We start from the raw sequence: 23,681 nt of genomic DNA, 5'->3' as shown, positions 1-23,681 counted from the left end.
CACGTCGTTATCGTTGTGTGTTCTTCCAGTCGGGGTGTTCCCAGACGGGGGCTGACGAAGGGGCAAGCAATTCACGGCCCAGAATGTGGTCGGCGCATTTCTCGGCCAGCATGATAGTGGGCGCGTTCAGGTTACCGCTGACCACGCTCGGCATGATGGAGGCATCCACCACGCGCAGGTTGCTCACGCCGTACACCCGGGCTTCTTCATCAACAACGGCCATGGGGTCGTCGGCTGCGCCCATTTTGCAGGTGCAGGACGGGTGGTATGCGCTGTCAGCGTATTCCCGAACAAACGCGTCGATGTCTTTGTCGGTAGTGGCGCTGGCACCCGGGCGAAGTTCTTCGCCGCGGAACGGGTCGAAGGCCGACTGGGCGAAAATCTCACGAGTCAGCTTAATGCTCTGACGCATTTCCCAGCGGTCCCTTTCGGTGCTGAGCAGCTTCGGATCGATGATCGGGTGGTCGGTCGGGTTGGCGGATTTCAACTTCAGGAAACCGCGACTGGTTGGGCGCATGGGGCCAACGTGAGCTTGATAGCCGTGGCATTCAGCGTCTTTCCGGCCGTGATCGATCACCTGAGAGGGCAGGAAGTGGTACTGAATGTCCGGGTGCTGTACGCCCGCTTCGGAGCGAATAAAGCCGCCGGCTTCCAGATGTGCGGTGCGGCAGGCGCCCCAATCGTGGTTCAGGAACCACTTCACGCCGGCAATGGTTTTGCCCGGCTGGGTGGTGTACTTGTACAGCGTGACCGGCTGGGTGGACTTGTGCTGCACGTAGATTTCCAGGTGATCCTGCAGGTTTTTACCAACACCGGGGCGGTCGGCCACAACCGGAATGTTGTGTTCGTTCAATTCGTCTGCGGCACCGATGCCTGAGAGCATCAACAGTTGCGGCGAGTTGATCGCCCCGCCGCTGACGATGACTTCTTTGCGAGCGGCTACACGAATGGTTTTACCATCCTGCACGTATTCAACGCCCACGGCCTTTTCGCCCTCAAAGAGAATGCGGGTGGTCATGGCGCCGGTTTCAGCCGTCAGGTTCGGCCGGTTCAGCGCGGGCCGCAAGTAGGCCTGGGCCGCGCTCCAGCGTTTGCCTTTGCGAATGGTCATGTCCATTTCGCCAAAGCCTTCCTGCTGGTAACCGTTCATGTCTTCCGTGTAGGGGTAGCCGGCCTGTTGGGTGGCTTCAAGAAAAGCGCCGAACAGCGGGTTGGGTTCGTCGCCGGTATGAACGTTCAGCGGGCCGTTGCCGCCGCGGTAATCGTCGGCTCCCTTTTCCCGGCTTTCGGCTTTGCGGAAGTAGGGCAGTACGTCCTGGTAGCGCCAGCCTTTGGCGCCTTCGTCGTGCCAGCGGTCGTAGTCGTAAGCGTGGCCGCGGATGTACACCATGGCGTTCAGAGTGGAACCGCCGCCCCAGACTTTGCCGCGTGGCCAGTACAGTTTGCGGTTGTTGAGGTATTCCTGCGGCTCGGTGTGGTAGTACCAGTTGTACTTGTCGTCCATGAGGTTGTACATGAGCGCCGCAGGCATGTGGATCTTCCAGGTGTCGTCGCGGCGGCCCGCTTCCAGCACCAACACCCGGTGCTCACCGCTTTCGCTCAACCGGTTGGCCAGCACGCAGCCGGCAGAGCCGGTGCCCACAACCACGTAGTCAAATTCATTATCAAACTTCAAAGCTGTCTCCTTCATACGGATGCGGGCTAGTTGCCCGCAGCGATACTCGTGGGAATGACGGGGTCAGAACGGGGCCTCAAGCGGAGCCATACCGACGTAGACGGATTTGGTCTGGGTGTAATGGGCGAGGGTTTCGCGACCGTTCTCGCGGCCCAGACCAGAGAGTTTGTAGCCGCCCACGGGCATTTCGGCGGGTGAGGCACCAAAGCTGTTGATCCAGCAGATGCCGGCCTCCAGCTGATGAATCACGCGGTGGGCGCGGGTGGTGTCGGTGGTAAACACTGCGGCGGCCAAGCCGTAGTCGGTGTCGTTGGCGCGTTTGATCACTTCTTCTTCGGTATCAAACGGCAGCACCGACATCACCGGGCCAAAGATTTCTTCCTGCACGATGGTCATGTCGTCGGTGCAGTCGGCAAACACGGTGGGTGCCACGAAATACCCGTCTTCGCAACCGGCGGGTTGCAGCTCTGTGCCGCCTGTTAACAGCCGTGCGCCTTGCGCTTTGCCGCTTTCAATGTACTTCATCACCAGATCCCGATGCTTGGCGCTGATCAGGGCGCCAAAGTTGGTGTCCGGGTGCTCCGGGTCGCCGGGGATGATGTTGTTCTCGGTGCGCTTTACCAGTTCATCGAGGAAGGCGTTGTAAATGGAACGCTGAACGAACACCCGGGTGCCGTTGGTGCACACTTCGCCCTGGGTGTAGAAGTTGCCAATCATGGCGGCGGAGACGGCTTGCTCGAGATCGGTATCTTCGAAAACCACCAGCGGGGATTTACCGCCCAGTTCCATGGTGACGGACTTCAGCGACGAGGCAGAGTCGGCCATGACCGTGCGACCGGTTTTCGCTTCGCCAGTGAACGAGACTTTTGCGATAGCCGGGTCGGCGGTCAGCATCTGACCCACGCGATGGTCGCCCTGAATCACGTTGAACACGCCTGCGGGCACGCCGGCTTCGATATAGATTTCGGCGAGTTTGATGGCGCCCAGCGGCGTTTCTTCTGACGGCTTGAAAATCATGCTGTTGCCACACGCCAGCGCAGGTGCGGATTTCCAGCAGGCGATTTGTAGCGGGTAGTTCCAGGCCCCGATGCCGGCGCAGATGCCCAACGGTTCGCGGCGGGTGTAGAAAAAGTCCGGCCCCAGGTGCTGGCTTTCGCCGGTGATGCTGGAGGCTTGGCCTGCGAAGTATTCCACCGAATCGGCACCGGTTACTACGTCTACTACGCTGGCTTCCTGCCAGGGCTTGCCGGTATCCAGTACCTCGATTTTCGCCAGTGCATCGTTGCGCTCGCGCAGGATATTGGCGGCGCGGTTAAGAATGCGCCCGCGCTCCAGACCGCTCATCGCGGACCAGGCGTTAAAACCTACCCGAGCGCTCTCAACGGCGGCTTTCATCACGGATTCGTCGGCTTGTTCCACCTGATAGATCACTTTGCCGGTTGCCGGGTTCACGACATCAAACCGTTCACCGCTTTGGTTGGCCATGGGTTGGCCGTTAATAAACGATTGATAAATGGGCAGCGTCATCAGGAAGCTCCGTTATTTGCTTGAATGGCTTGGTCGATATAGGTTTTGCACAGAGTGACGGCTTGCGAGGGCTCAATGCGGCCTTCACTCATGGCCGCTCGTAGCCAGAAGCCGTCAATCAGAGCGGCGATGGTTTGAGCGGTGCTGCGCACTTGGGGCTCTGGCATCAGCTCACGCAAATAGAACATCAGGTTGGACAGCAGGCGACGTTCGTTCACGCGCTGTAAGCGCATGAGGTCCGGGCTGTGCATGGCTTGGGTCCAGAACGCCAGCCAGGTTTTGGAGGACTGGGCGTGGGTCTGAACGCCGGAGAAGTTGGCATCGACAATGGCCATCAACCGTTCCCGGGGTGTATTGGGCCGATCGGCCATCAGTTTCGACACGTCTTGCTGCAGTGAAGACAGCAAGTGCCGCATGGTGGCTTCGAGCAACCCCTGCTTGCCGCCAAAATAGTGGCTGACAATGCCCACCGATAAGCCGGCAAGCGCAGCGATTTTCCCCACCGTTGCGCCCTGAAACCCATGCTCTTCAATTACTTTCAGCGTTGCATCGATGAGTTGCTGACGCCGAATTGTTTCTACTCCGATTCTTGCCATGAGCTCCCGGCTCCACTCGCTCTGAATACGTGTTCAATTTTTTGAATGGGCGTTCAATTTCGATAAGCGTAATGGTTTGAAGACTAAATATCAAATCGCCTATGCAATCGGTTTTTTGGCTGATCTGGCTCGGTAACAGGGCTGTAGCGGTGTTTCGGGGCGTGTTAATTGTTTAGAAGGCGAATGAATCGGCTGGAAAAGTGCGTGATTGGCGGTGTTGGTGGGTTTCGACCCAATTCGCTCTAGGTGTGTGTGGGTTTCCACCCAAAATGCTCTTTGGGTTTCTTTATTGGATTCTTAAATTGTTGTTTTTACTTATCTTGTTCTTATTGGCTCGATGTTTGCTTTTCGTTGAATCAAGGGGTCGATCGCGGCCTCGTCTGCACCGAACTAACAAAACGCATCGGGAGCCTTTTTATGAAACTTCAGACCATCGTGGCGGCAGCGTTCGCCTCATCTGTATTTGCTGCAACACCGGCTGTTGCACAAGACCGCGCCGGTTGGCCGGACAGCTTCACCGTCGGTACTGCCAGTCAGGGTGGCACCTACTTCGCCTACGGTTCTGGCTGGGCAAACTTTGTGGCCGAAAACCTGGGTGTGTCTGGTGGTGCTGAAATCACCGGCGGTCCGGTTCAGAACATGGCGCTGGTGCACACCGGTGACCTGAAGTTCGGTTTGACCACCATGGGCCCCGCCCGTGAATCCCGCGACGGCGAAAGCCCGCTGGCGCCGGGTATGAAAATGGATAACGTCTGCGCCATGTTCCCGATGTACGAGACCCCGTTCTCCATCACCGCACTGAGCAGCACGGGTATTGAAACGATTTCCGACATTCCGGATGGCGCGACTATCGGGTTTGGCCCGGCCGGTTCCACGTCAGACACCTACTTCCCGCGCATGATGGAAGCCCTCGGGGTTAACTTTAAGCGCCGTAACGGGAGCTGGTCGGATCTGGGTGGCCAGTTGCAGGATGGTTTGATTGATGTGGTTGCGTTTGCCGCCGGCATTCCAATCCCTGCGGTTAGCCAGCTGGAGGTTCAGACCGATGTAAATATCATTGGCATGAACGATGAAGAAGCCAAGAAGATTGTTGATCAGTTCCCGGTTTCCGAGTTTGTGATTCCGGCCAGTACTTACCAGTCACTGGACGAGCCTTCGCGCGTTGTGTCTATGTGGAACTTCGCCATGGTGAACTGCGATATGCCGGAAAGCTTTGTGTATGAAATCACCAAGCTGACCATGGAAAACAACGAGAAAATGGTGTCGATCCACAAAGCGGCGCGCTTCTCTGTTCCTGAAAACTACAGCAAGAACACGGTGCTGCCTTGGCACCCGGGCGCTGCTCGTTGGTTTAACGAAAACGGTTACACCATCGAAGCCGACGCCATCAAGTAATGCGGCTTGAGCCCCGGAGCGCTTTGCCGCCTCCGGGGCTTGGTTGTTTCTGAAAATACGCCTTGTTCATAGGCAGGACCAATCATGACCAAAGAACATTTTCCCGCTGATGGTGAGAAGCCGTTGGCTGAGAACCTGACGATTAACGACGATCACCTGCTCGCGCACGATGTTGACGAAGAGCCTGTAGAGGCGAACCGCCGCTTGTTTACCGGGCTGCTGCTCAAGTTCGTGATCATGCTGGCCATTGCCTATTCCGTGTTCCATTTGTACACGTTGAACGTGGCACCCATGGAAACCTGGTCGTTCCGGATTGTGCACGTTGCCGGCGCCCTGGTGATGGGGTTTATCTTGTTTGCCGGTGCCCGTTTTGTTTCCTCCGAAGAGGGTGCTGCACGGCATAAATGGACATCGTGGATCAGTGCGGTTGCTTTGATTCCGGCGTTTTATGCGCTGTACCAAACCTATGCTTTCGATAGCTTGCTGAAGGCTGGCGCTTTCCGGGTTCCGGCTGAACTGGAAACCTGGCATTTTGGCTGGCCGTTGTTGGCAGCCTCGGGCATCGGTATTGTGATGAGCTGGTTCCACCAGCGTGATCGTGCCCGTTTCAGTGTGCCCGACCTTGTGTTGGTGGTGTGCTCGATCGCCGTCGCCGCCTACCTGCTGGTGGTGTTCAACACCTCCATGCGTATGACCACGGGTACGGCTTTTGCGCCGGTGGGTATTTCGTTCGCGGCGATTGCCGGTACCGCGTTGATCATGGAGCTGACTCGCCGGGTGGCGGGTATGGCGCTGGTCGTGATCGGGCTGGTGTTTCTTGCCTACGTGTTTGTCGGCCCGTATCTGCCGGGGTTCCTGGGGTATCCGGGGCTGTCGGTTCAGCGTTTCTTCAGTCAGGTGTATACCGATGCCGGTATCTTGGGGCCGACCACGGCGGTGTCGTCCACGTACATCATTCTGTTTATCATCTTTGCCGCGTTCCTGCAGGCCTCCAAGGTGGGTGACTACTTTGTGAATTTTGCCTTTGCAGCGGCGGGCCGCTCCCGTGGTGGCCCTGCCAAGGTGGCGATTTTTGCTTCTGGCCTGATGGGCATGATCAACGGCACCAGTGCCGGTAACGTGGTATCTACCGGCTCGTTGACCATTCCGTTGATGAAACGGGTGGGTTACAGCAAAGAATCTGCAGGTGCGGTTGAAGCGGCTGCCTCTACCGGTGGGCAGATCATGCCGCCGATCATGGGTGCCGGCGCCTTTATCATGGCGGAAATCACCGGTATTCCTTACACCGACATTGCCATTGCGGCGATTATTCCTGCGATTCTGTATTTCGCCTCTGTGTTCTTCATGGTGGATTTCGAAGCCAAGAAGCTGGGCATGCGTGGTATGCGCAGTGATGAGCTGCCGAACCTGAAAGTTCTGGTGCGCCAGGTCTACTTGTTCGCACCGATCATCATTTTGATTGTGGCGTTGTTCCAGGGCTATTCGGTGATTCGTGCCGGCACCTTGGCGACGGTTTCGGCCGCGGTTGTGAGCTGGATTTCACCCAACAAAATGGGCATCCGTTCAATTTTACGGGCTTTTGAAATCGCGGCTTATATGTCGATCCAGATCATTGTGGTGTGTGCGGCCGCCGGTGTTATTGTCGGCGTGATCTCGCTGACCGGTGTGGGTGCGCGCTTCTCGGTGCTGTTGCTGGATGTGGCGGCTCACAGCAATCTGCTGGCGCTGGTGTTTGCGATGTTCATCTCCATTTTGCTGGGCATGGGCATGCCAACCACAGCGGCTTATGCCGTCGCCGCTTCGGTGGTGGCTCCGGGCCTGGTGCAGTTGGGTATTGAACCGCTGACCGCACACTTCTTTGTGTTCTACTTTGCCGTGGTATCGGCGATTACACCGCCGGTCGCTTTGGCGTCCTACGCTGCGGCAGGTATTTCCGGTGCCAATGCCATGTCTACCTCAGTGGCATCGTTCCGCATCGGTATCGCCGCGTTCATCGTGCCGTTCATGTTCTTCTACAACGGTGCCTTGTTGATGGAAGCCGAATGGGTTGAGATTGCCCGGGCCTTGATTACCGCAGTGTTCGGTGTGTACCTGTTGTCCGCCGGTGTGCTGGGCTGGTTCGCCAAATCGGCGGCTCCGGTTTTGGTGCGCTTGCTGCTGGTTGCGGCCGCTTTGCTGACCATCGAAGGCGGTATGTGGACCGACTTGGCGGGTATCGGGTTGGCGGTGATTGCCTTCCTGATTCAGCGTAAGCGTGCGCCAGGACTGGCCGCGGCCTGACGTGATTAAGTCAGAGCAGGGCAACGGGCAGGGCCGCCGGTTGTCCTGCCGGGTTCCGGACGTTAGTCTAGAGGCTTTTCCGGAACCCGACCCCATGTTTTATCGGATCAGCGTTGTTGTCGTTCTGACTGCCACCCTGTTGTTGTCTTGGGTGCTCGGCGGTTGGTTCGGCTATCGTCAGCTTGAGAACGATAGTCATCAGGAAGCATTCCGCTACCGGCAGTTGGTTGCCAACGAACTGAACCGTTATATCCCTGTTCCCGCGTTGATCGCGGAACATCCTTTGCTGGCTGAAGCCCTCGAACGCCCTGATGATCCTGTTACCTTGCTCAAAGCCAATGAGCAAATGCAGCGCATGGCGACAATCGTGGGCGGCTCCGACATCTACTTGATGGATTTGACCGGTCTTGCGATTGCCGCCAACAACTTTGGCCAGCCCGACAGTTTTGTGGGGAGCAACTATTCTTACCGGCCTTACTTTTACGATGCTCTGAACACCGGTGGGTCGGTGGTGTACTTTGCGTTGGGGACTATGTCGCTGGAGCGCGGCTTGTACTTTTCCCACCCGGTGCGGAGTCAACGGGGTGAGGTGTTAGGTGTGGTTGCCGTCAAGGTGTTGGTGCATGAGCTGGAATCCCATTGGCAACGCCCGGACATTAAACACCAAGCCGAAATGGTGGTGTTGGATGGCGACGGCATCAGTTTTCTGGCCAGTAACCAAAAGTGGCTGTACCGGGATTTTTCAGCCACAGGCGATGCCGCCGGCAACCCCAAAATACGTCAGCGCTATCCCCAGCGGGATCTGAAGCCGCTCGATTTCCGTTTGCAGGATGGCCCATGGGTGTTGTCGGAGCAGGCAACCCGCATGCGAATAAAAGACGGCAACTCGGAGCATAGCTATCTGGCGTTGGATGCCGGGTTGCCACGGTTGGATTGGCGGCTGGTGGTGATTGCAGACACGCGTTCGGTATTTTGGAACCGGGTTGGTTTTCTGGTGGGCGGCGGCGCGATATTTCTCGCGGGCTTTCTGACCTGGCTGTATCTGCGTGAACGGCAAAGACGCGAGCGGGAACTGGCGGCCCGGGGCGAGCAACTGGAGCGCCGGGTTGCCCAGCGCACCGTGGATCTAAAACGCTCGAATGATCAATTGCTTGCGGAAATCCACGAGCGGGAACGCGCCCAAACGGAGTTGCGTGAAACCCAGCAAGAACTCATACAGGCCGCCAAGCTGGCGGTGCTTGGGCAAATGTCGGCGGGCCTGAACCATGAAATCAATCAGCCGTTAACGGCGATTCAGGCCTACGCCCGCAACAGCCGCAAGTTTCTGGAGCGCGGTGCCGGTGACATGGTAGACGCCAACCTGCAGGAAATCGTGACCTTGTGCGACAAAATGGCGGAGTTGATTCGCCAGTTCAAAGTGTTTGCACGTAAATCCGAAGGTCCGCCCTCGTTGGTGGACCTGCGGCTACCGGTAGACGCGGCCTTGAAAATCATCACCGCGCAAAGCAGTAGCGACGGCATTAATATCAGCTGGTTGCGGCCGGAAGCCCCTACCATGTGTCATGGGGACTTGATCCGGGTTGAGCAGGTGATGGTGAACCTGATGGCCAACGCGGTTCAGGCCGTGGAAGGGCAGGCCGAGCCGGAGATTCAGGTAGAGATTGTGGCAGACGGTGACTATTGGTGCTGCGTGGTGTCCGATAACGGCCACGGTTTGCCTAGTAACACTGAGCAGGTGTTCGAACCCTTCTTCACCACTCGCTCGGTGAAGCAAGGTTTGGGCTTGGGATTATCGATTTCGAAGCAGATTGTAGAGTCGCTCGGCGGTAGGCTCTCTGGACAGAACCGGGCAGATGGCCCGGGTGCCGAGTTTGTTCTGAAACTGAAACAGCGTAGGGCAGAAGAATGACCGCACCGGTAGTGATCTTTGTGGATGATGATCCCGATATTCGGATGGTGATGGAGCAGACGCTGGCGCTGGAAGATCTGCCAGTGGCCTGTTTTGCCGATGGGGAATCCGCACTCGAACAGGTGGGGCCCGAGTACGAAGGTATCGTGCTAAGCGACTACAACATGCCGGGCATGAACGGTCTGGAGTTGTTGCAGGCCGTGCGAACCATTGATGAAGACATCCCCGTGATACTGTTGACCGGCCAGGGCGATATCAGTACCGCGGTGTCGGCCATGCAGCAGGGTGCCTATGATTTCATCGAGAAGCCGTTTGATCACGAGGAACTGATCGAGCTTCTGAAACATGCGCTGGAAAAACGCCATCTGGCGATGGAAAACCGCCGTTTGAAAGCGCAGTTGCGGCAACTGGCCAAGCCAGGGCCCAGAATTTTGGGGGACTCCCCAACCATGCAGCGGGTGATGGCAACGGTTGAGCCGATTCTTGATATTTCCGCGAACATTTTGCTGCACGGCGAAACGGGGTCGGGTAAAGATGCGCTGGCGCGTTACATTCACGAGAGCAGCCCCCGCAGCGCCCACAACTTTGTTGCGATCAACTGCGGCGCGGTGCCCGAAAACCTGATCGAGAGTGAATTGTTCGGTCACGAAGTGGGGGCTTTTACCGGTGCGGATAAGCGCCGTATCGGAAAGGTGGAATACGCGCACCAGGGCACGCTGTTTCTGGATGAAGTGGAAAGCATGCCCATGCCGTTGCAGGTCAAGCTGCTGCGGGTGCTGGAAGAGCAGAAAGTAGAGCGTTTGGGCAGTAACCAGGTACTGGATGTGGATGTACGCATCATTGCCGCCACCAAGGCCGATCTGAAAAAGCTGAGCGATGACGGTGAGTTCCGGCCGGATCTGTATTACCGCCTGAACGTGGTGAAAGTGGATATTCCGCCACTGCGGGATCGTAAAGACGACATTCCCACCTTGTTCCATCACTTCGCGCTGATTGCGGCCGCCCGTTACGACCGCGAAAGTGTGCCGCTGGATGCCCGGCAAGCCGCCCGGCTGATGCAGCATTCCTGGCCCGGCAACGTCAGGGAGCTTCGAAATCTGGCGGAGCGTTATGTGTTGTTGGGGCCTGCGGCCCTGGAAGACAACGACAGTGCCGACAACCGGCATTTATCCGGTAGGCAAACGCTGTCAGAAATGATGGACGGGTTCGAGCGGGCGGCCATTGTGAGTGCGCTCAATGCCTGTCAGGGCAGTATTAAAGACACCATGGTGGCACTCGGCATTGCCCGAAAAACGCTGTACGACAAGATGAAAAAACACGGTCTGGATAAGGCTGAGTTCAAAGACTGAGCCAGTGCGGGAATGTCACCCGCACCGACTCCATGACAGTGACGATTTAAGGCGCGATTTTCTTTTTGAGCGCCTTGGTCACCGGCCGTGGCAAGCTTGGCAGCGAACGCAGCAGCCACGGCAAGACCTTCCGTTTCACACCGTTCAGTGACTCCGGCACGATGGCCTCGATCAGGTGCGGGCCGGGGTTGTTCTGCGCGTATTCCATGGCTTTCAACAGCTCTTCGGTGGTGTGTACCCGAATGCCGTGCACGCCCATACTTTGCGCCAGCTGGGCAAAGTGGGTCACGGGGCCACTGATATCCAGCTGAGACTTGGCTTTGTCGCCCGCCTCTTCGGCGCCCACCCGCTCCAGCTCGACGTTCAGAATCGAATAAGAGGCGTTGTTGAAGATAATCGAGGTGACGTTGAGTTGCTCGCGCGCCATGGTCCACAAGGCTTGAATGGTGTACATGGCGGTGCCGTCACCGATCAATGCGTAGACCGGGCGGTCCGGGCAGGCGATGGCGGCACCGGTTGCACTGGGCAAACCCTGGCCGATGGCGCCACCGGTCAGGGTGATGATGTCGTGCCGGGGGGCGCCGGCGGTCATGGCATTGAGCATCAAGCCGGAGGTGATGGCTTCATCCACGATGATGCTGTTTTCCGGCATCATGTGGCCGAGCGCCTTACAGACTTTCTCGGCGGTCAGTTTGCCGCGCGGCCGAGAGGGACGGGCAGGCTGCTGCAGTTCCGGTTCAGCTTTGCTGGCCCCCAGCGCTTCCGCCAGCTTATTCAGACTGGTGAGTGCGTCTTGTTCGGGTGTCGATAAGGTGTAGAGCGTGCAGTGTTCCGGCACCAGATCACTGGCTTTGCCGGGGTAGGCAAAGAACGACACCGGTGGCTTGGCATCCACCACAATCAGATTGTCGTATTCGGATAATTGCAGGGTAGCCAGTTCTGCGAGATAGGCGATTCGTTCAACCGGCGGCAGGCCTGCGCCTCGTTCAATGCGCGTCGGAAAGGTTTCCGCGAACAGCTTTACGCCATTGTGGGCGGCAATCTTTGCCGCAGTCATCAGGCTGGGTTCACGAAGTGCCCGGCCGCCCAGCAGCAGCGCGGTTTTCTTGTCGCTGCGGATCGCGTCCGCAACGGTTTGAACCGTGGCATCGTCGGCACCGATGAGTTCGGGCTCTGGGAGAGGTGCGCAGGGTACGCCGCCTTCGCCCCAGGAAACGTCAGCGGGCAATATTAAGGTAGCCACCTGGCCGGGCAGGCCTTTGGCAGCCGCAATGGCTTCGGCGGCATCCTGGCACAGTTGTTCGGTGGTTTGAGAGGTGCGAACGAAACCGGGTGAGACGTTCCGCGCGACGGTTTCGATGTCTGACTGCAGTTGCGCGTTGTATTTCACATGGTAGGTGGCGTGGTCACCCACAATGTTGACGATCGGCACCTTGCCTTTTCGGGCGTTGTGTAGATTCGCCAAGCCGTTGCCCAAGCCGCAGCCCAAGTGCAGCAGGGTGGCCGCGGGTTTATCGGCCATCCGGGCGTAGCCATCGGCAGCTCCGGTGGCGACACCTTCAAACAGGGCCAGTACCGCACGCATTTTTGGCTCATTATCCAGAGCAGCGACAAAATGCATTTCGCTGGTGCCGGGGTTGCTGAAGCAAACCTCGATTCCGGCATCTACCAGAGTTTTCATCAAAGCCTGAGCGCCGTTAGGCATCGAACTTCTCCTGATCAATCTTCTTATTGGTGTTGTAACAGTCTCAATTAACCCGCTGCCAAGATGGAGCGGGCCGCCGCCCGGGCTGTCATGATACAGCCTGGTAGAAATGTTCCTTCAAGAGAGCGCTTGCCGTTGGCCCCGCCGCCGCCAAACCCTGCTGCTTCCCCCACACAGTAAAGACCGGGGATTGGCTGGTCGTCGCCATCCAGAACTCGGCTTTGAAGATCCGTACGCAGTCCGCCGAGACTTTTCCGTGTGGTTAATTGCATGTGAATGGCGATAAATGGCCCAGCGCCGGGTTTCTGCAAGGGCGCGGGTTTGCAGGTTCGAAGCCGGTCCGGGCCCCATTGCCTTGCGTGTTGGATCAACCGGATCTGTGGGTCGTTATTCAGCTGGTTGCCTTTATGGAAATTGGCGTCGAACGCGTCGGCAGTGGCTTTCAGTGTGGCGGGATCGATATCCACCGAGCAGGTCAGCCGGTTCATTTTGTCGGCCAGTTCTTCCAGGGTGTCGGCCACCAAAAAGTGCGGGCTTTCGTGTTCCATCTGCTTCACCAGTGGCTTATTGCCAAGCAGCAGCTCTTTCAGGAACAGCGGGAATTGTTTCTCTCGGATACGGGCGTTGTGCTCGGCGCCCGATATGGCGAATTCTTTCAGGGCAATGCGCCGGTTCAGCAGGTGCCAGGTCCAGGGTTTTTCCTGAGCCGCCACTTGTTGGCACAGCCAGTGCGTATCAAAACCGGTAACCAGAGGCTCCGGGCCGATGCGCTCGCCCCGGTGGTTCAGCCACAGGGCTGATTTACAGGGAATGGTGGAAAGCCCGTGGCCTTCAAAGTGCGGGTAGGGGTGGGGAAAGCCTGCGGCGTAGTTCCACATCTCGCCCGCATGGCTGATCTTTGCGCCCAGGTTGTCTTCGGTCCAGTGATGCAGCTTGCCATCGGCAAACGGGTGGGCGCCATTGAGCATCTGGCTGGGTTGCGGGCGATCGGAAGGCCAGTTGGCGCGGCATTCTGAATGGCTACCGTTAATGCCGCCCATGGCGAGAACCACCGCGGGCGCGCTGAAGCGAACTTCTTCTCCGGTCTCCTCGTTGATGGCAACGGCTCCGGACACCTTTCCACCCTCATGATCCAAGCCTGTAATCCTGTGTTGATGCAGCACCGTCAGGCGGTTACCGGAATTGGCCCGATGCATGGCCTCAATCATTTTTCGTGTGAGCTCGCGTGATGTGCCCCAAACAATGTGGTAGCGGGGCACGGTGTTGCCATCGGCCAGTCGCCCACGTTCAACCCAGTTCACCGCAGGCATGAATTTCAGCCCTTCGCTCAGCAACCAGTCGTACACCTCGGTGCGTGAGTTTTCCACATAGTAGCGGGCCCACTTCATCGGCCATTCGTCATCAGGATCCAGCTCGCCAAACCTTATCCAGTCGTTCAGAGCGGTTTCAGGGGAATCGGGGATTTTCAGTCGTCGTTGCAGTGGTGTATCCACCAGGGCCATACCACCAAAGGCCCACAGGGCCAGTCCGCCGAGGCGTTCGGGCGTATCGCGATCAACAAGGGTGACGGTTTTTCCGGCCCGAAGGGCCTCAAGGGCTGTAATGATACCTGCCAGGCCGCCGCCAGCGACCAGCACGTCTGATGAAAAGGTTTGGGCCATGGAGTGTCCTGTTGGCTCTGGTTGTAATAGTTATAGTGGGATGCTGCCCCTTGGTGGAGGCCAGGTCAAGACAGGACGGGTTGTCAGGGAGGGCCTAAACACAAGGCGAGAGAACTCGCCCTGTGTTTGAGCGGGTCGATCAAAGGTTGGCTTCCGCGAACTCGGCCAAGACCGATCGGGGGACACCCTGAAGATGAATGTGGCCGCCGTGCTTGAAGCCTTTGAAGCGTTCGGTCATGTAGGTCAGGCCGGAACTGAGGGGGCTTAAATACGGGGTGTCGATCTGTGCCAGGTTGCCCAGACAGATCACCTTTGACCCGTTGCCGGCCCGGGTGATGATGGTTTTGATTTGATGGGGCGTCAGGTTCTGGGATTCATCGATGATGATCAGGCTGTGCTGGAAACTGCGGCCCCGGATGTAGTTCATCGATTTGAAGTGCAGCGGCACCTTGCTGAGGATGTAATCAACGCTGGCCGACATGTTCTCGTCGTCTTCGTGCAGCGCTTCCAGGTTATCCACAATGGCACCCAGCCAGGGCTCCATTTTCTCGGCTTCGGTTCCGGGCAGGAAGCCGATGTCTTCGTCCAGCCCTTGGGTCGAGCGGGTAGCGATGATGCGTTTGTAAAGCTTGCTGGCCACGGTCATCTCGATACAAGCCGCCAGCGCCAGAATGGTTTTACCGGAGCCGGCTGAGCCGGTCAGGTTCACCAGATGGATTTCCGGGTCGAGCAGCAGGTGCAGGGCCATGGCCTGATAGATGTCTCTGGGCACCAGGCCCCAGACTTCTTCGTTCATCAGGTCGTCGTGTAGCAGATCTTTGATCACCAGTTGATCGTCGGAGACATCCACAACCTGGCCGATGAAGCCGCGCTCATCGATGACGAACTCGTTGATGTTGAGTTTCGCCAGTTCGCCTTCGCGCTTCAGTAAGTGTTCGGTAACACCGGCGCGCTGAACGGTTTCTACCTTGGCGATGTTGTCCCAGAAGGAATCGGGGAACTCGGTGTAGCCTTTGGGCAGCAGATCAATGTCATCCAGCAACTGGTCGTTGTGGTAGTCCTGAGCCTCTACTCCAAAGCCCCGCGCTTTCAGGCGCATGTTGATGTCTTTACTGACCAGGATGATGTCGTGCGATGTGTGCCGCTCTTGCAGGGCTGCCAGGGTGTTGATGATTTTGTTGTCGTTCAGGTGCTCGGGCAGTGAATGGTTGCCGTTGCGTTCGGTGCTCATGATGATGGCAAGCGTGCCCAGTGGGTCGGCTTTTTTACCGCGCAGAATGGGCACACCTTTCTCGATGTCTTTCGGGTTGGCATCACCGAGCAGCTTGTCGATATTGCGAATGGCCTGACGGCAGTCGGCCGCAACCGTTTGTTTGCCGGATTTCAGACTGTCGAGTTCCTCAAGGACTGTCATCGGGATGATGACAGCGTGTTCTTCGAAGTTCAGCAGGGCATTGGGATCGTGAATCAGGACGTTGGTATCGAGGACGTACATTTTTTTGCGAGCTTGCGGTGCTCTTGGCATAGATGCGTTACCTCTGTTGTGTCAGTCGCATTCGGCGCAGCGCTGGGACAGTTCTTTATCTGAAATCAGTTTGAGCATGTCGTAAGTGGTAATGATGCCTGTGATTTTTGAATTCCGGGTGACAAAGATACGGTGCAGGTGTTCGCTCATCATGACGTTGGCGATGTCTCGAACGGGGGTGTTCTCATCGACCGAGAATACCAGAGGGGTCATGATGTCTCTGACTTCTACCGGCACTTTGCCCATTTCCTCGAAAATCACCATGCGCAGGCGCCGGGCTTCGTCTTGCTCTTCTTCCGTCAGCTTGGGTTTGTCGTCTGAGTGAGACGCGTTCCAGCGAAACTCGGTAATGTCTTTGAGCGTGGCGATGCCGATGATTTCGCCGTTGTCGTCAGTGACAGGGCTACCGGTTATTTCGTTATCGGTAAGAAACCGGGCCAGGCGATCCATGGTCCAGTTTTGAGGGACCGCTTTGATGGTGGGGGTCATGATCTCGTGGGCGAGAATAGGCATCAGATATCAGCTCTTCCAATCGCAGTGTTTCAGATGCAGCTTAGCCGTTCCTTGGCTTGTCGTCACCCCCGTTTGATCAAGCGCTTAGGGGGTGTCAGGAACCACGGCCTCAATGTTGCCGTCGTCAGCCCATTGAATACGGTAGCCCTGATAGCGCTCTTTACGGGCTACGGCTTCGAGCGCCTGTAAGGATTTGACGGGAATATCAATAACCAGTTGGTTGACCAGCCATTCCGGCAGGGCGCCGTTAGGCTCGGTATGCTGTATCCATACCATGTGGGTGCCCTGTTCGGTGGGGGTGAACCGGTAAAGCGTGTTGGATACGTCCACACGCACGCGGCTTTTGGTTTCGGCGCGCATGCCCGGGGTGGCGTTCAGGTCCATAACGACTTCGCCGGTATCGGCGTTGCCGCGCGTACGAATACGCAACACATAATCTCTGTCGGAAACGGGCCAAGGCATATCGTTGACCGAGTACGCGTAGCGGTCATGGAAGTTGCCTTTGCCGAAGGCGAAGGATTCGGAGCAGTTGTGTACCCATTCTTTGCAGGATTCGGGATTGATCATGACGGCCATCAGATCATTGATGGGAACGTTAAGGTCAGCAACGGCTTTGAACGCCCGAAAGCCTGAGCCAGGCTGATCCATGGCGTAGATGCGAATGTTCTCCACCTGCTTTTGCAGGACCCAGTGTTCGGAGTTTTCCGGAGGCAAGGCCGGGTGGTCGGCTGCAGAAGCAGGGATGGCTAACAACAGCGTGGCGAACCCGAATAGGATGCCCATAATGCCACGGACAGGAGTGATGGTCATAAGCTACACTTTGCGGTTAATGGTCGGGAAAAGTCTACCACGGTGTGCTACCGCTGTTTGCGCCCGTAACGGGAGTTTGTGAACCAGGTAGCCTCCTGATCTTGCCCGACCTCGAATTGGCCTTATTTGACGAAAACTATGACCCAAAAAAAACTGATCGACCCGAAAGGGCGGATTGCGCCGGGGCTGTTGTCCGAGCCTGTGGATGATATTAATTACATGGATTACGACTTGCGCACGGTGATGGACAAACCGCGCTCCCGTCTGGCGCGGCAATGGCGCTTCAATCAGTTTCAATTTGTCAGTGCGATGGCGCCGGGCTGGGTGTTCGGGATGGCCATTGTTGATTTGAAGCTGGTCGGGTCCGGTTTTTTCTATCTGTTCGATTTCGAATCCGGTCAGATGTTGGAGCAATCCTTTCTTCAGCCTTTCGCACGGCACACCGAAATTGAACCTTATCCCGAGCGCGGCAGCGCCTTTTTCAGAAAGGGCGACGTGTCGTTGTCGATCAAGCCGACGGTTGGCGGCCGGAATGTGCGGGTAAGCGCGCCCGGAAACATCGAGGTTGATCTGGAACTGACTGACGACAAAGACCCGCATCGGTTGGTGTGCCCGGCGGGATACACGGGTTGGGTGTTTACTCGAAAGTCCGCAGGACTGCCGGTTGAAGGGGAAGTGCGCTGGGGCCAGAGCATTTGGCGAACGGATGACCAAAGCCGTGGTTCGATTGACTGGAGTTGCGGTTTCATGCGTCGGGAAACCGCCTGGAACTGGGCGTGTCTGGCGGGTCAGACTGACGAGGGCGTGGCTGTGGGCCTGAATCTGGCGGCGGGTGTTAACGAAACGGGCATGACGGAAAACGCCCTCTGGTTGAATGGCCAGAGGTTCGTGCTTGGAGCAGCGCAGTTCAAGTTTGATCGTTATCAACAGGATGCAAACTGGCGAGTAACCACTGAAGACGGCAGAGTGGATTTATCATTTGTGTCCGCTGGTGTGCGCAAAGAGAAGTTGAATGCGGGCATTCTGGCGTCCAACTTTCGCCAGTTTGTCGGAACCTTCGAAGGCACTGTGGCCGATGCGTCGGGCAAAAAAATCCCCGTAGCGGGACTACGGGGATTGATGGAGGACCATTTTGCCCGCTGGTAAGGCGGGCGAAGGTGCTATTGCTCCGGTAGGGTCACGTTCAGCTCCAGTACCGAGCAGCTGTCGTTCCGGTCGACTTCGACCTGCACCATGTCATCACTGATTTGCACGTACTTACGAATAACCGCAAGCAACTCTTGCTGCATCTGGGGCAGGTAATCCGGCTGCCCCCTTTGGCCGCGTTCGTGCGCTACGATGATTTGCAAACGCTCTTTGGCCACATTGGCCGAGCTTTTGCTCTTATTGTTTCTGAAGTAATCCAGGAAACTCATCCCTTAGCCCCCCTTGAACATCCGTGAAAAGAAACCTTTCTTCTGCGCGGTCATGAAGCGGTGTTCGCGCTCCTCGCCCAGAAGTCGTGCGACCGCATCGTCGTAGGCTTGTCCGGCATCACTGTCTTCTTCCAGGATGACGGGCACGCCTTGGTTGGAGGCGTTCAATACGATCTGGCTTTCCGGGATGACGCCAAGCAGAGGGATGGCCAGAATTTCTTCAACATCTTGCACGGACAGCATTTCACCGCGCTCGACACGATCCGGGTTGTAACGGGTCAGCAACAGATGTTCTTTGAGTGGGTCTTGCCCCATTTCTGCCCGGCGAGACTTGCTTTGCATGATGCCGAGAATTCGGTCGGAGTCCCGTACTGAGGACACTTCCGGATTGGTGACCACAACGGCTTCATCGGCGTAATAAAGCGCCATGAGTGCGCCGTGCTCGATACCGGCCGGGGAGTCGCAAATGATGTAATCGAAGGTTTCCGAAAGCTCGTTGATAACTTTTTCAACGCCTTCTTTCGTGAGGGCTTCTTTTTCACGGGTTTGTGACGCCGGAAGGATGTACAGCGTCTCTACGCGCTTGTCTTTGATCAGCGCCTGGTTCAGCGTGGCTTCGCCCTGAATCACGTTGACGAAATCGTACACAACCCGGCGTTCGCAGTTCATGATCAGGTCCAGGTTACGCAGACCTACGTCGAAGTCGATCACGACTGTTTTAAAGCCCCGTTTGGCAAGCCCGGTGCTGATTGAAGCGCTGGTGGTGGTTTTGCCAACGCCGCCTTTTCCTGAGGTAACGACAATGATTCTAGCCAAGATTCAATTCCTGTTCCGCGGTGGATTCGTCATGTCTTCAACGTTTGTTTGTTATAGCACTACTAGCCTTTCTCCAGTGGCGATACCACCAGCACGTCATCCTTGAGCTGGATTTGCACAGCGCTTTTCCAGCCATTGTTTTGAAGATCTTCCGGAATTTTATAGTGTCCCGCAACAGACACAAGCTCTGCTTCCAAAGACTGGCAAAAAATTCGCGCAGACTCTGCTCCGTGAATACCCGCCAGCGCCCGGCCCCGCAATGCGCCGTAAACGTGGATATTACCCGCCGCCAGTACTTCCGCACCGGCTTGCACCGGGGCAAGGATAATCAGATCACCTTCAGGCGCATGGACTTGCTGCCCGGAGCGCACAGTTTGGGTCACAATTTTGGTGGGGGCTGGCTCCGGTGCAAGTGTTGGTGCCGGGGCTTCAGTAACCGGTTCAGCTGCCTCGGCAACGGGCTCGGGTGCGGCTGCCTTTTCACGAACCGAACCACCCGGCATCACGGCCAGAGAGGCGCCCTTGGCCAGCCGCCGCTGGTTGTCGTTGGCGGCTCGTACTCCAATCACTTGAATGTTGTGACGGCGACAGGTACCGATGATCTTGAAGAAATCGATCTCGCTATCCAGCCCTTCGTACTTGTCGAGGCTGATCACCAGCGGGATGTCTTTGAAAAAGCCGGGGGCTTGGCTGATTTTGTCCCGCAGGTTCGCTTCGAATTCATGTTCATCGAAGTAATACAGTTCCAGCGCGGTTAGCGAGATGTTTGCGCTTTTTAGTTGGAAACTCTGTTTTACTTCGGGGTTAGCAGTATCGCTCATGAATGCTCGTTTCCCTGATGGGTTACTGGGTAGATTCGGCTTTGGCCCGCAACGGTTGGCTGTCAAAACGAATGCCGGACCATCCGGTGCTGATGAATTGCCGGATATTACCATGGCTGGAGCCTGTCGGGTCGCCCAGAACCTGTTGGTAATGCTGCGCGAACAGGGTAAGCGTGTCGTCCTCGTTGAGGTTGCAGTATTGGCCGAGGCCGAAAACGCGGCAAGAACCGCTGTTTTCACCAGCCTCGTTGCGGAGCGGGCCGTTGTGAAAACCAGTCGGCTGGAACTCGAAGTGCTGGTCGATCAGGGCGAGCGTGTCGTCAAAATCAGCGTGGCCGCCGCGGAGCGAGGCCAAATGAATGCGGACGGCTTCTGTGACGTTCATTATTTGTGATCCTGCTTGGGGCCGGTTTGGTATTTTTCTTTCCACTCGTCGTAAGGCATGCCGTAGATTTCTTCACGGGCCGCCGGGTCGGATAGCTCGAAGCCGCGTTCTTGGGCTTCAGCCCGATACCATTTCGACAGGCAGTTGCGGCAGAAACCGGCCAGGTTCATCAGGTCGATGTTTTGCACATCGGTGTTTTGGCGCAGATGCTCAACCAGCCGTCTGAAGGCAGCGGCTTCGATTTCAGTGCGTTCGGAGTCGGGAATAGGGTTGTTCATGGTGCCTCGCAGTTGGTTACCGGAGTGAATGTGGGGCTCCTGACATTCTCAGCATGTTGCCGTAAGATACAAGGCTGTATAAACATACAGATTTTTAACCTGAGCTCCGGATTATGTCCCAGCGCAAGATCATCCATGTAGATTGCGATTGTTTTTACGCCGCAGTTGAAATGCGGGACGACCCGACCCTGAGGGATGTTCCGCTGGCGGTCGGTGGTGACGGCGGCCGGGGTGTGGTCACCACTTGCAACTATAAAGCGCGGGCTTTTGGTGTGCGCTCGGCCATGCCCGGCAGTGAGGCTAGGCGCTTGTGCCCGGGGCTGGTGATGGTGCCGACCAATATGAGCAAGTATCGGGCGGTGTCTCAGCAAGTGATGAGCATACTGCGCGACATGACCGATCTGGTGGAGCCCCTGTCGTTGGACGAAGCTTTTCTGGATGTCTCTGAAATTACAGATCACAAAGGCAGTGCCACGCTGATGGCCCGACACCTGCGAGAGCGTGTTCGTCGGGAAACCGGCATCACCATTTCCGCAGGCGTGGCCCCGAATAAATTTCTCGCCAAGATTGCCAGCGACTGGCGCAAGCCTGATGGTCTTTTTGTGATTACACCGGATGAAGTGGATGCTTTCGTGCAGGCGTTGCCGGTCGAAAAGTTGTTCGGGGTAGGGCGGGTGACCGCGGGCAAGCTTCACGACCTGGGGGTGAACACCTGCGGTGATATGCAGGCGCTGGGCTTTGAAGTGCTGATCGAAAAGTTCGGCAAACAAGGGTATCGCTTGTTTGAAATGGCCCATGGCCGGGACGAACGGCCGGTGGTGGTGTCCCGGGTAGCCAAGTCGGTCAGTGTGGAACGCACCTTCTCGCAGGATCTGGCCGGTAAAGCGGCCTGTGAATCGGTGATGCCATCATTGGTGGCAGATTTGAATCTGCGCCTGGCACGCAAAAGTCGGGGTAAACCGATTCATAAATTGTTCGTCAAAATCCGTTACAGTGATTTTTCCACCCACACTCTGGAGCGGGTACGGGAGCAGCTTTCCGAGCCCGAAGCGGCGGATTACCAGCCGCTGCTGGACGAGCTGGTTACCCGTGAAGACAGGCCGGTCCGGCTGATGGGGGTAGGGGTGCGTTTTCGTAACGACGAAGCCCCCGTCACCCAACTGCGGTTGTTTGATTGATCAGGCGACCAGATCGGCAAACACTTGCACCGATACCCACCCCATTAACCCGCCAATCACTGCGCCGGCGGCCACATCGCTGGGGTAGTGCAAGCCAAGAACCACTCTGGACGCAGCCACAGACAGCGTAAACGGCAGTGTTGCCCAGGCCAGCGCCGGCAACATGGCGAATAGCATGGCCTGAAAGCAGGCCGCGTGCATTGTGTGTCCGGACGGGAAGCTGTAACGGTCCAGTGGCGGCGTGGCACAGCTGATGGCCGGGAATGAAATGAACGGGCGTTCCCGAATCAGCCAATGCTTAAGCGCCTTGTAAGTCAGGGTGCAGGTCAGCCCCGTCAGGGTCATCAGAATCGCCATGTTTTGGCCGTGGCTGGCGGTGAAAAAGGGGATCGCCAGAATCAGGGCGTACCAAAACCAGCCATCCCCCAGCCAACTCACCAGACGAAAGTAGCTTTTGATGGGGCGGAATCGTATGGCGCGGTTGATGGATTGGCACAAAGCGAACTCGAGTTGGTCCGCCCGCTCAAAGAACTGGGAAGCTTTGCTTGTTGTCGGCATGGCTTGAGACCTGTGTGAAAGAGTTAAACGCCAAGCGTTCGAATACGTCTATTTGTTGGTTCCAGCTGAGATCGAGGGCATCAAGGCGAGCCTTGGTGCGGACTCTTTGCAGTAGTGAGGGTTGATCGGCCAGCTTCAGAGCGTGCTGGACGAAGTTGTCGTCGTTGTGCAGCGGCGCTTTCATGCCGTTTTCGTTGTTGCGAATATGCTCCGAGGCGGCCGCGTCGTTGAATGCGATAACGCCCAGTCCGCTGGCCATGGCTTCCAGCACAACATTGCCGAACGTGTCGGTTTTGCTCGGGAACAAAAACAGGTCACCGGAGGCATAGTGTGCAGCCAGATCATCTCCCTGTTGCAGGCCGCAGAAGATGAACTCCGGATGGCGTTCTTGCAGATTCGCTCTCATGGGGCCATCGCCGACCAGAATGAACCGGGCCGTCGGGTACAGTTTGCGGATGCGTTCAAAACAAACTACGGCCAACGGAAGATTCTTTTCCGGAGCGAGGCGACCGACATACAGAACCGCACGATCGTTGTCCTGCAGCCCCCATTGCTGTCGCAGGGATTTGCTGCGCTTTGAGGGAGAGAAACGATCGCAATCCACCCCTCGGCTCCATAGCGCGGTATTGCGGATGCCCATGTTCTGGGCTGTCGCAATGGTCTTGCGGGTAGGGACGAGGGTCTGTTGGGTACGGTTGTGAAACCATCGGCCGTAGGCGCACAGCACGCGTTCGAGCACACCCAGCCGGTAATAGCGGGAGTAGCTGTGGAAGTTGGTGTGGAATCCCGAGATGACCGGAATATTGAGCCGTTTCGCTGCCGCGACAGCGGCCCAGCCAAGAGGCCCCTGGGTAGCAACATAAATGCAGTTGGGGCGCTGGTTCTGCCACAGGGTTTCGAGACTGCTGGGACGAGTGATGCCGAACCGGAATTCGCTGTAATGGGGGATCGGCAATCCTGCGACCACCCGTTCGTGTTCAAACAGCGGACTGCAGGTGTTAGGGTCAGGTCGTCTGGATTCCCGGGGTTGTCTTGGCCGAATCACACTGACGTGGTGCCCGCGGTTCATCAGGCCCTGACAAAGGTAGCGAAGCGTGTTGGCTACACCGTTTATTTCCGGCGGAAAGGTCTCGGAAACAATGGTAATGTGTTGCCTGTGCCGGTTTGATCGCTGGGTGTCGGTCACGGTGCATCCCGCAAGTCTGTTTATCATGTGATCACTATGCAAGCGGGCCATGACAACTCTGCGACAACCTCGTGACATTCCTTTTACGCTTGTTTATCC

The 23,681-nt window shown here is 57.0% G+C and carries 21 protein-coding genes; 6 read left to right on the top strand and 15 right to left on the bottom strand.

Annotated elements, in window-relative coordinates:
* Nucleotides 1-7 precede the first annotated feature (7 nt).
* The 3 genes from betA to betI all read right to left on the bottom strand — a co-directional run bounded on the left by betA (nt 8) and on the right by betI (nt 3,798).
* On the bottom strand, nt 8-1,675 hold the full coding sequence (gene betA, locus JAO79_RS12460; RefSeq protein WP_227664594.1) for a choline dehydrogenase: 1,668 nt from the start codon (nt 1,673-1,675) through the stop codon (nt 8-10).
* Between the two features lie 63 nt (nt 1,676-1,738).
* A complete protein-coding gene (betB, locus tag JAO79_RS12455) occupies nt 1,739-3,202 on the bottom strand; it encodes a betaine-aldehyde dehydrogenase (protein WP_199007585.1) in 1,464 nt (487 codons plus the stop codon).
* Nucleotides 3,202-3,798 carry a transcriptional regulator BetI gene (gene betI / locus JAO79_RS12450; RefSeq protein ID WP_199007584.1) on the bottom strand — a complete coding sequence of 199 codons (597 nt, stop codon included), beginning with the start codon at nt 3,796-3,798 and terminating at the stop codon, nt 3,202-3,204. The genes betB and betI overlap by 1 nt, the downstream gene beginning before the upstream one ends.
* A 417-nt stretch (nt 3,799-4,215) precedes the next feature.
* On the opposite strand from betI, the gene JAO79_RS12445 reads away from it, so the two are divergent.
* From JAO79_RS12445 to JAO79_RS12430, 4 genes are all read left to right on the top strand, one after another.
* Nucleotides 4,216-5,193, top strand: a complete 978-nt coding sequence (locus JAO79_RS12445) for a TAXI family TRAP transporter solute-binding subunit (protein ID WP_199007583.1) — start codon at nt 4,216-4,218, stop codon at nt 5,191-5,193.
* A gap of 84 nt (nt 5,194-5,277) precedes the next feature.
* Nucleotides 5,278-7,473 carry a TRAP transporter permease gene (locus JAO79_RS12440; RefSeq protein WP_199007582.1) on the top strand — a complete coding sequence of 732 codons (2,196 nt, stop codon included), beginning with the start codon at nt 5,278-5,280 and terminating at the stop codon, nt 7,471-7,473.
* Nucleotides 7,474-7,567: 94 nt separating this feature from the next.
* Entirely contained in the window at nt 7,568-9,382 is a 1,815-nt protein-coding gene (locus JAO79_RS16455) for a sensor histidine kinase (protein ID WP_199007695.1), read from the top strand.
* A complete protein-coding gene (locus JAO79_RS12430; RefSeq protein ID WP_199007581.1) occupies nt 9,379-10,731 on the top strand; it encodes a sigma-54-dependent transcriptional regulator in 1,353 nt (450 codons plus the stop codon). Before JAO79_RS16455 ends, JAO79_RS12430 begins: the two co-directional genes overlap by 4 nt.
* Nucleotides 10,732-10,777: 46 nt before the next feature.
* Here JAO79_RS12430 and JAO79_RS12425 read toward each other — a convergent pair whose 3' ends face one another.
* The 5 genes from JAO79_RS12425 to JAO79_RS12405 form a co-directional block, all read right to left on the bottom strand.
* Entirely contained in the window at nt 10,778-12,436 is a 1,659-nt protein-coding gene (locus JAO79_RS12425; protein ID WP_199007580.1) for an acetolactate synthase large subunit, read from the bottom strand.
* Between the two features lie 47 nt (nt 12,437-12,483).
* On the bottom strand, nt 12,484-14,097 hold the full coding sequence (locus tag JAO79_RS12420; RefSeq protein WP_199007579.1) for an FAD-dependent oxidoreductase: 1,614 nt from the start codon (nt 14,095-14,097) through the stop codon (nt 12,484-12,486).
* A gap of 139 nt (nt 14,098-14,236) precedes the next feature.
* Nucleotides 14,237-15,622 carry a PhoH family protein gene (locus JAO79_RS12415; RefSeq protein ID WP_227664593.1) on the bottom strand — a complete coding sequence of 462 codons (1,386 nt, stop codon included), beginning with the start codon at nt 15,620-15,622 and terminating at the stop codon, nt 14,237-14,239.
* Nucleotides 15,623-15,643: 21 nt separating this feature from the next.
* Nucleotides 15,644-16,135 (bottom strand): HPP family protein, encoded by a 492-nt coding sequence (locus tag JAO79_RS12410; protein ID WP_199007578.1) that lies wholly within the window; start codon nt 16,133-16,135, stop codon nt 15,644-15,646.
* A gap of 84 nt (nt 16,136-16,219) precedes the next feature.
* Nucleotides 16,220-16,945, bottom strand: a complete 726-nt coding sequence (locus JAO79_RS12405) for an START domain-containing protein (protein ID WP_199007577.1) — start codon at nt 16,943-16,945, stop codon at nt 16,220-16,222.
* A gap of 138 nt (nt 16,946-17,083) precedes the next feature.
* On the opposite strand from JAO79_RS12405, the gene JAO79_RS12400 reads away from it, so the two are divergent.
* A complete protein-coding gene (locus JAO79_RS12400) occupies nt 17,084-18,091 on the top strand; it encodes a DUF2804 domain-containing protein (RefSeq protein WP_199007576.1) in 1,008 nt (335 codons plus the stop codon).
* Between the two features lie 14 nt (nt 18,092-18,105).
* Here JAO79_RS12400 and minE read toward each other — a convergent pair whose 3' ends face one another.
* The 5 genes from minE to JAO79_RS12375 form a co-directional block, all read right to left on the bottom strand.
* Complete coding sequence (minE, locus tag JAO79_RS12395; protein WP_199007575.1) at nt 18,106-18,360, bottom strand: cell division topological specificity factor MinE; 255 nt, start codon at nt 18,358-18,360, stop codon at nt 18,106-18,108.
* A 3-nt stretch (nt 18,361-18,363) separates the two neighbouring features.
* Nucleotides 18,364-19,176 (bottom strand): septum site-determining protein MinD, encoded by an 813-nt coding sequence (gene minD, locus JAO79_RS12390; RefSeq protein WP_199007574.1) that lies wholly within the window; start codon nt 19,174-19,176, stop codon nt 18,364-18,366.
* A gap of 62 nt (nt 19,177-19,238) precedes the next feature.
* On the bottom strand, nt 19,239-19,997 hold the full coding sequence (gene minC, locus JAO79_RS12385) for a septum site-determining protein MinC (RefSeq protein ID WP_199007573.1): 759 nt from the start codon (nt 19,995-19,997) through the stop codon (nt 19,239-19,241).
* Between the two features lie 22 nt (nt 19,998-20,019).
* Nucleotides 20,020-20,382, bottom strand: a complete 363-nt coding sequence (locus tag JAO79_RS12380; RefSeq protein ID WP_199007572.1) for a HopJ type III effector protein — start codon at nt 20,380-20,382, stop codon at nt 20,020-20,022.
* A complete protein-coding gene (locus JAO79_RS12375) occupies nt 20,382-20,660 on the bottom strand; it encodes a DUF1244 domain-containing protein (RefSeq protein WP_199007571.1) in 279 nt (92 codons plus the stop codon). Before JAO79_RS12375 ends, JAO79_RS12380 begins: the two co-directional genes overlap by 1 nt.
* 113 nt (nt 20,661-20,773) lie before the next feature.
* Here JAO79_RS12375 and dinB point away from each other — a divergent pair, with 113 nt between their 5' ends.
* Entirely contained in the window at nt 20,774-21,838 is a 1,065-nt protein-coding gene (gene dinB, locus JAO79_RS12370) for a DNA polymerase IV (RefSeq protein WP_199007570.1), read from the top strand.
* On the opposite strand, the gene JAO79_RS12365 is transcribed toward dinB, so the two are convergent.
* Both JAO79_RS12365 and JAO79_RS12360 read right to left on the bottom strand, forming a co-directional pair.
* Nucleotides 21,839-22,396 (bottom strand): phosphatase PAP2 family protein, encoded by a 558-nt coding sequence (locus JAO79_RS12365; protein WP_199007569.1) that lies wholly within the window; start codon nt 22,394-22,396, stop codon nt 21,839-21,841.
* A complete protein-coding gene (locus JAO79_RS12360; RefSeq protein WP_227664592.1) occupies nt 22,362-23,609 on the bottom strand; it encodes a glycosyltransferase family 4 protein in 1,248 nt (415 codons plus the stop codon). Before JAO79_RS12360 ends, JAO79_RS12365 begins: the two co-directional genes overlap by 35 nt.
* Nucleotides 23,610-23,681: the final 72 nt, after the last annotated feature.

Source organism: Marinobacter litoralis, assembly GCF_016427555.1.
GTDB classification, from domain to species: Bacteria; Pseudomonadota; Gammaproteobacteria; order Pseudomonadales; family Oleiphilaceae; genus Marinobacter; species Marinobacter litoralis_A.
The sequence above is the reverse complement of the archived record's forward strand: the minus strand, read 5'-3'. Positions and strand labels throughout refer to the sequence as shown.

Coding starts and splice junctions, on each gene's coding strand:
- JAO79_RS16455 (WP_199007695.1), top strand. CDS start 7,568: ATGTTTTATCGGATCAGCGTTGTTGTCGTTCTGACTGCCACCCTGTTG.
- JAO79_RS12420 (WP_199007579.1), bottom strand. CDS start 14,097: ATGGCCCAAACCTTTTCATCAGACGTGCTGGTCGCTGGCGGCGGCCTG.
- minE (WP_199007575.1), bottom strand. CDS start 18,360: ATGAGTTTCCTGGATTACTTCAGAAACAATAAGAGCAAAAGCTCGGCC.
- JAO79_RS12405 (WP_199007577.1), bottom strand. CDS start 16,945: ATGACCATCACTCCTGTCCGTGGCATTATGGGCATCCTATTCGGGTTC.
- JAO79_RS12400 (WP_199007576.1), top strand. CDS start 17,084: ATGACCCAAAAAAAACTGATCGACCCGAAAGGGCGGATTGCGCCGGGG.
- betI (WP_199007584.1), bottom strand. CDS start 3,798: ATGGCAAGAATCGGAGTAGAAACAATTCGGCGTCAGCAACTCATCGAT.
- JAO79_RS12415 (WP_227664593.1), bottom strand. CDS start 15,622: ATGCCAAGAGCACCGCAAGCTCGCAAAAAAATGTACGTCCTCGATACC.
- JAO79_RS12410 (WP_199007578.1), bottom strand. CDS start 16,135: ATGCCTATTCTCGCCCACGAGATCATGACCCCCACCATCAAAGCGGTC.
- JAO79_RS12365 (WP_199007569.1), bottom strand. CDS start 22,396: ATGCCGACAACAAGCAAAGCTTCCCAGTTCTTTGAGCGGGCGGACCAA.
- dinB (WP_199007570.1), top strand. CDS start 20,774: ATGTCCCAGCGCAAGATCATCCATGTAGATTGCGATTGTTTTTACGCC.
- JAO79_RS12430 (WP_199007581.1), top strand. CDS start 9,379: ATGACCGCACCGGTAGTGATCTTTGTGGATGATGATCCCGATATTCGG.
- JAO79_RS12445 (WP_199007583.1), top strand. CDS start 4,216: ATGAAACTTCAGACCATCGTGGCGGCAGCGTTCGCCTCATCTGTATTT.
- minC (WP_199007573.1), bottom strand. CDS start 19,997: ATGAGCGATACTGCTAACCCCGAAGTAAAACAGAGTTTCCAACTAAAA.
- JAO79_RS12360 (WP_227664592.1), bottom strand. CDS start 23,609: ATGATAAACAGACTTGCGGGATGCACCGTGACCGACACCCAGCGATCA.
- JAO79_RS12375 (WP_199007571.1), bottom strand. CDS start 20,660: ATGAACAACCCTATTCCCGACTCCGAACGCACTGAAATCGAAGCCGCT.
- betB (WP_199007585.1), bottom strand. CDS start 3,202: ATGACGCTGCCCATTTATCAATCGTTTATTAACGGCCAACCCATGGCC.
- JAO79_RS12440 (WP_199007582.1), top strand. CDS start 5,278: ATGACCAAAGAACATTTTCCCGCTGATGGTGAGAAGCCGTTGGCTGAG.
- JAO79_RS12425 (WP_199007580.1), bottom strand. CDS start 12,436: ATGCCTAACGGCGCTCAGGCTTTGATGAAAACTCTGGTAGATGCCGGA.
- JAO79_RS12380 (WP_199007572.1), bottom strand. CDS start 20,382: ATGAACGTCACAGAAGCCGTCCGCATTCATTTGGCCTCGCTCCGCGGC.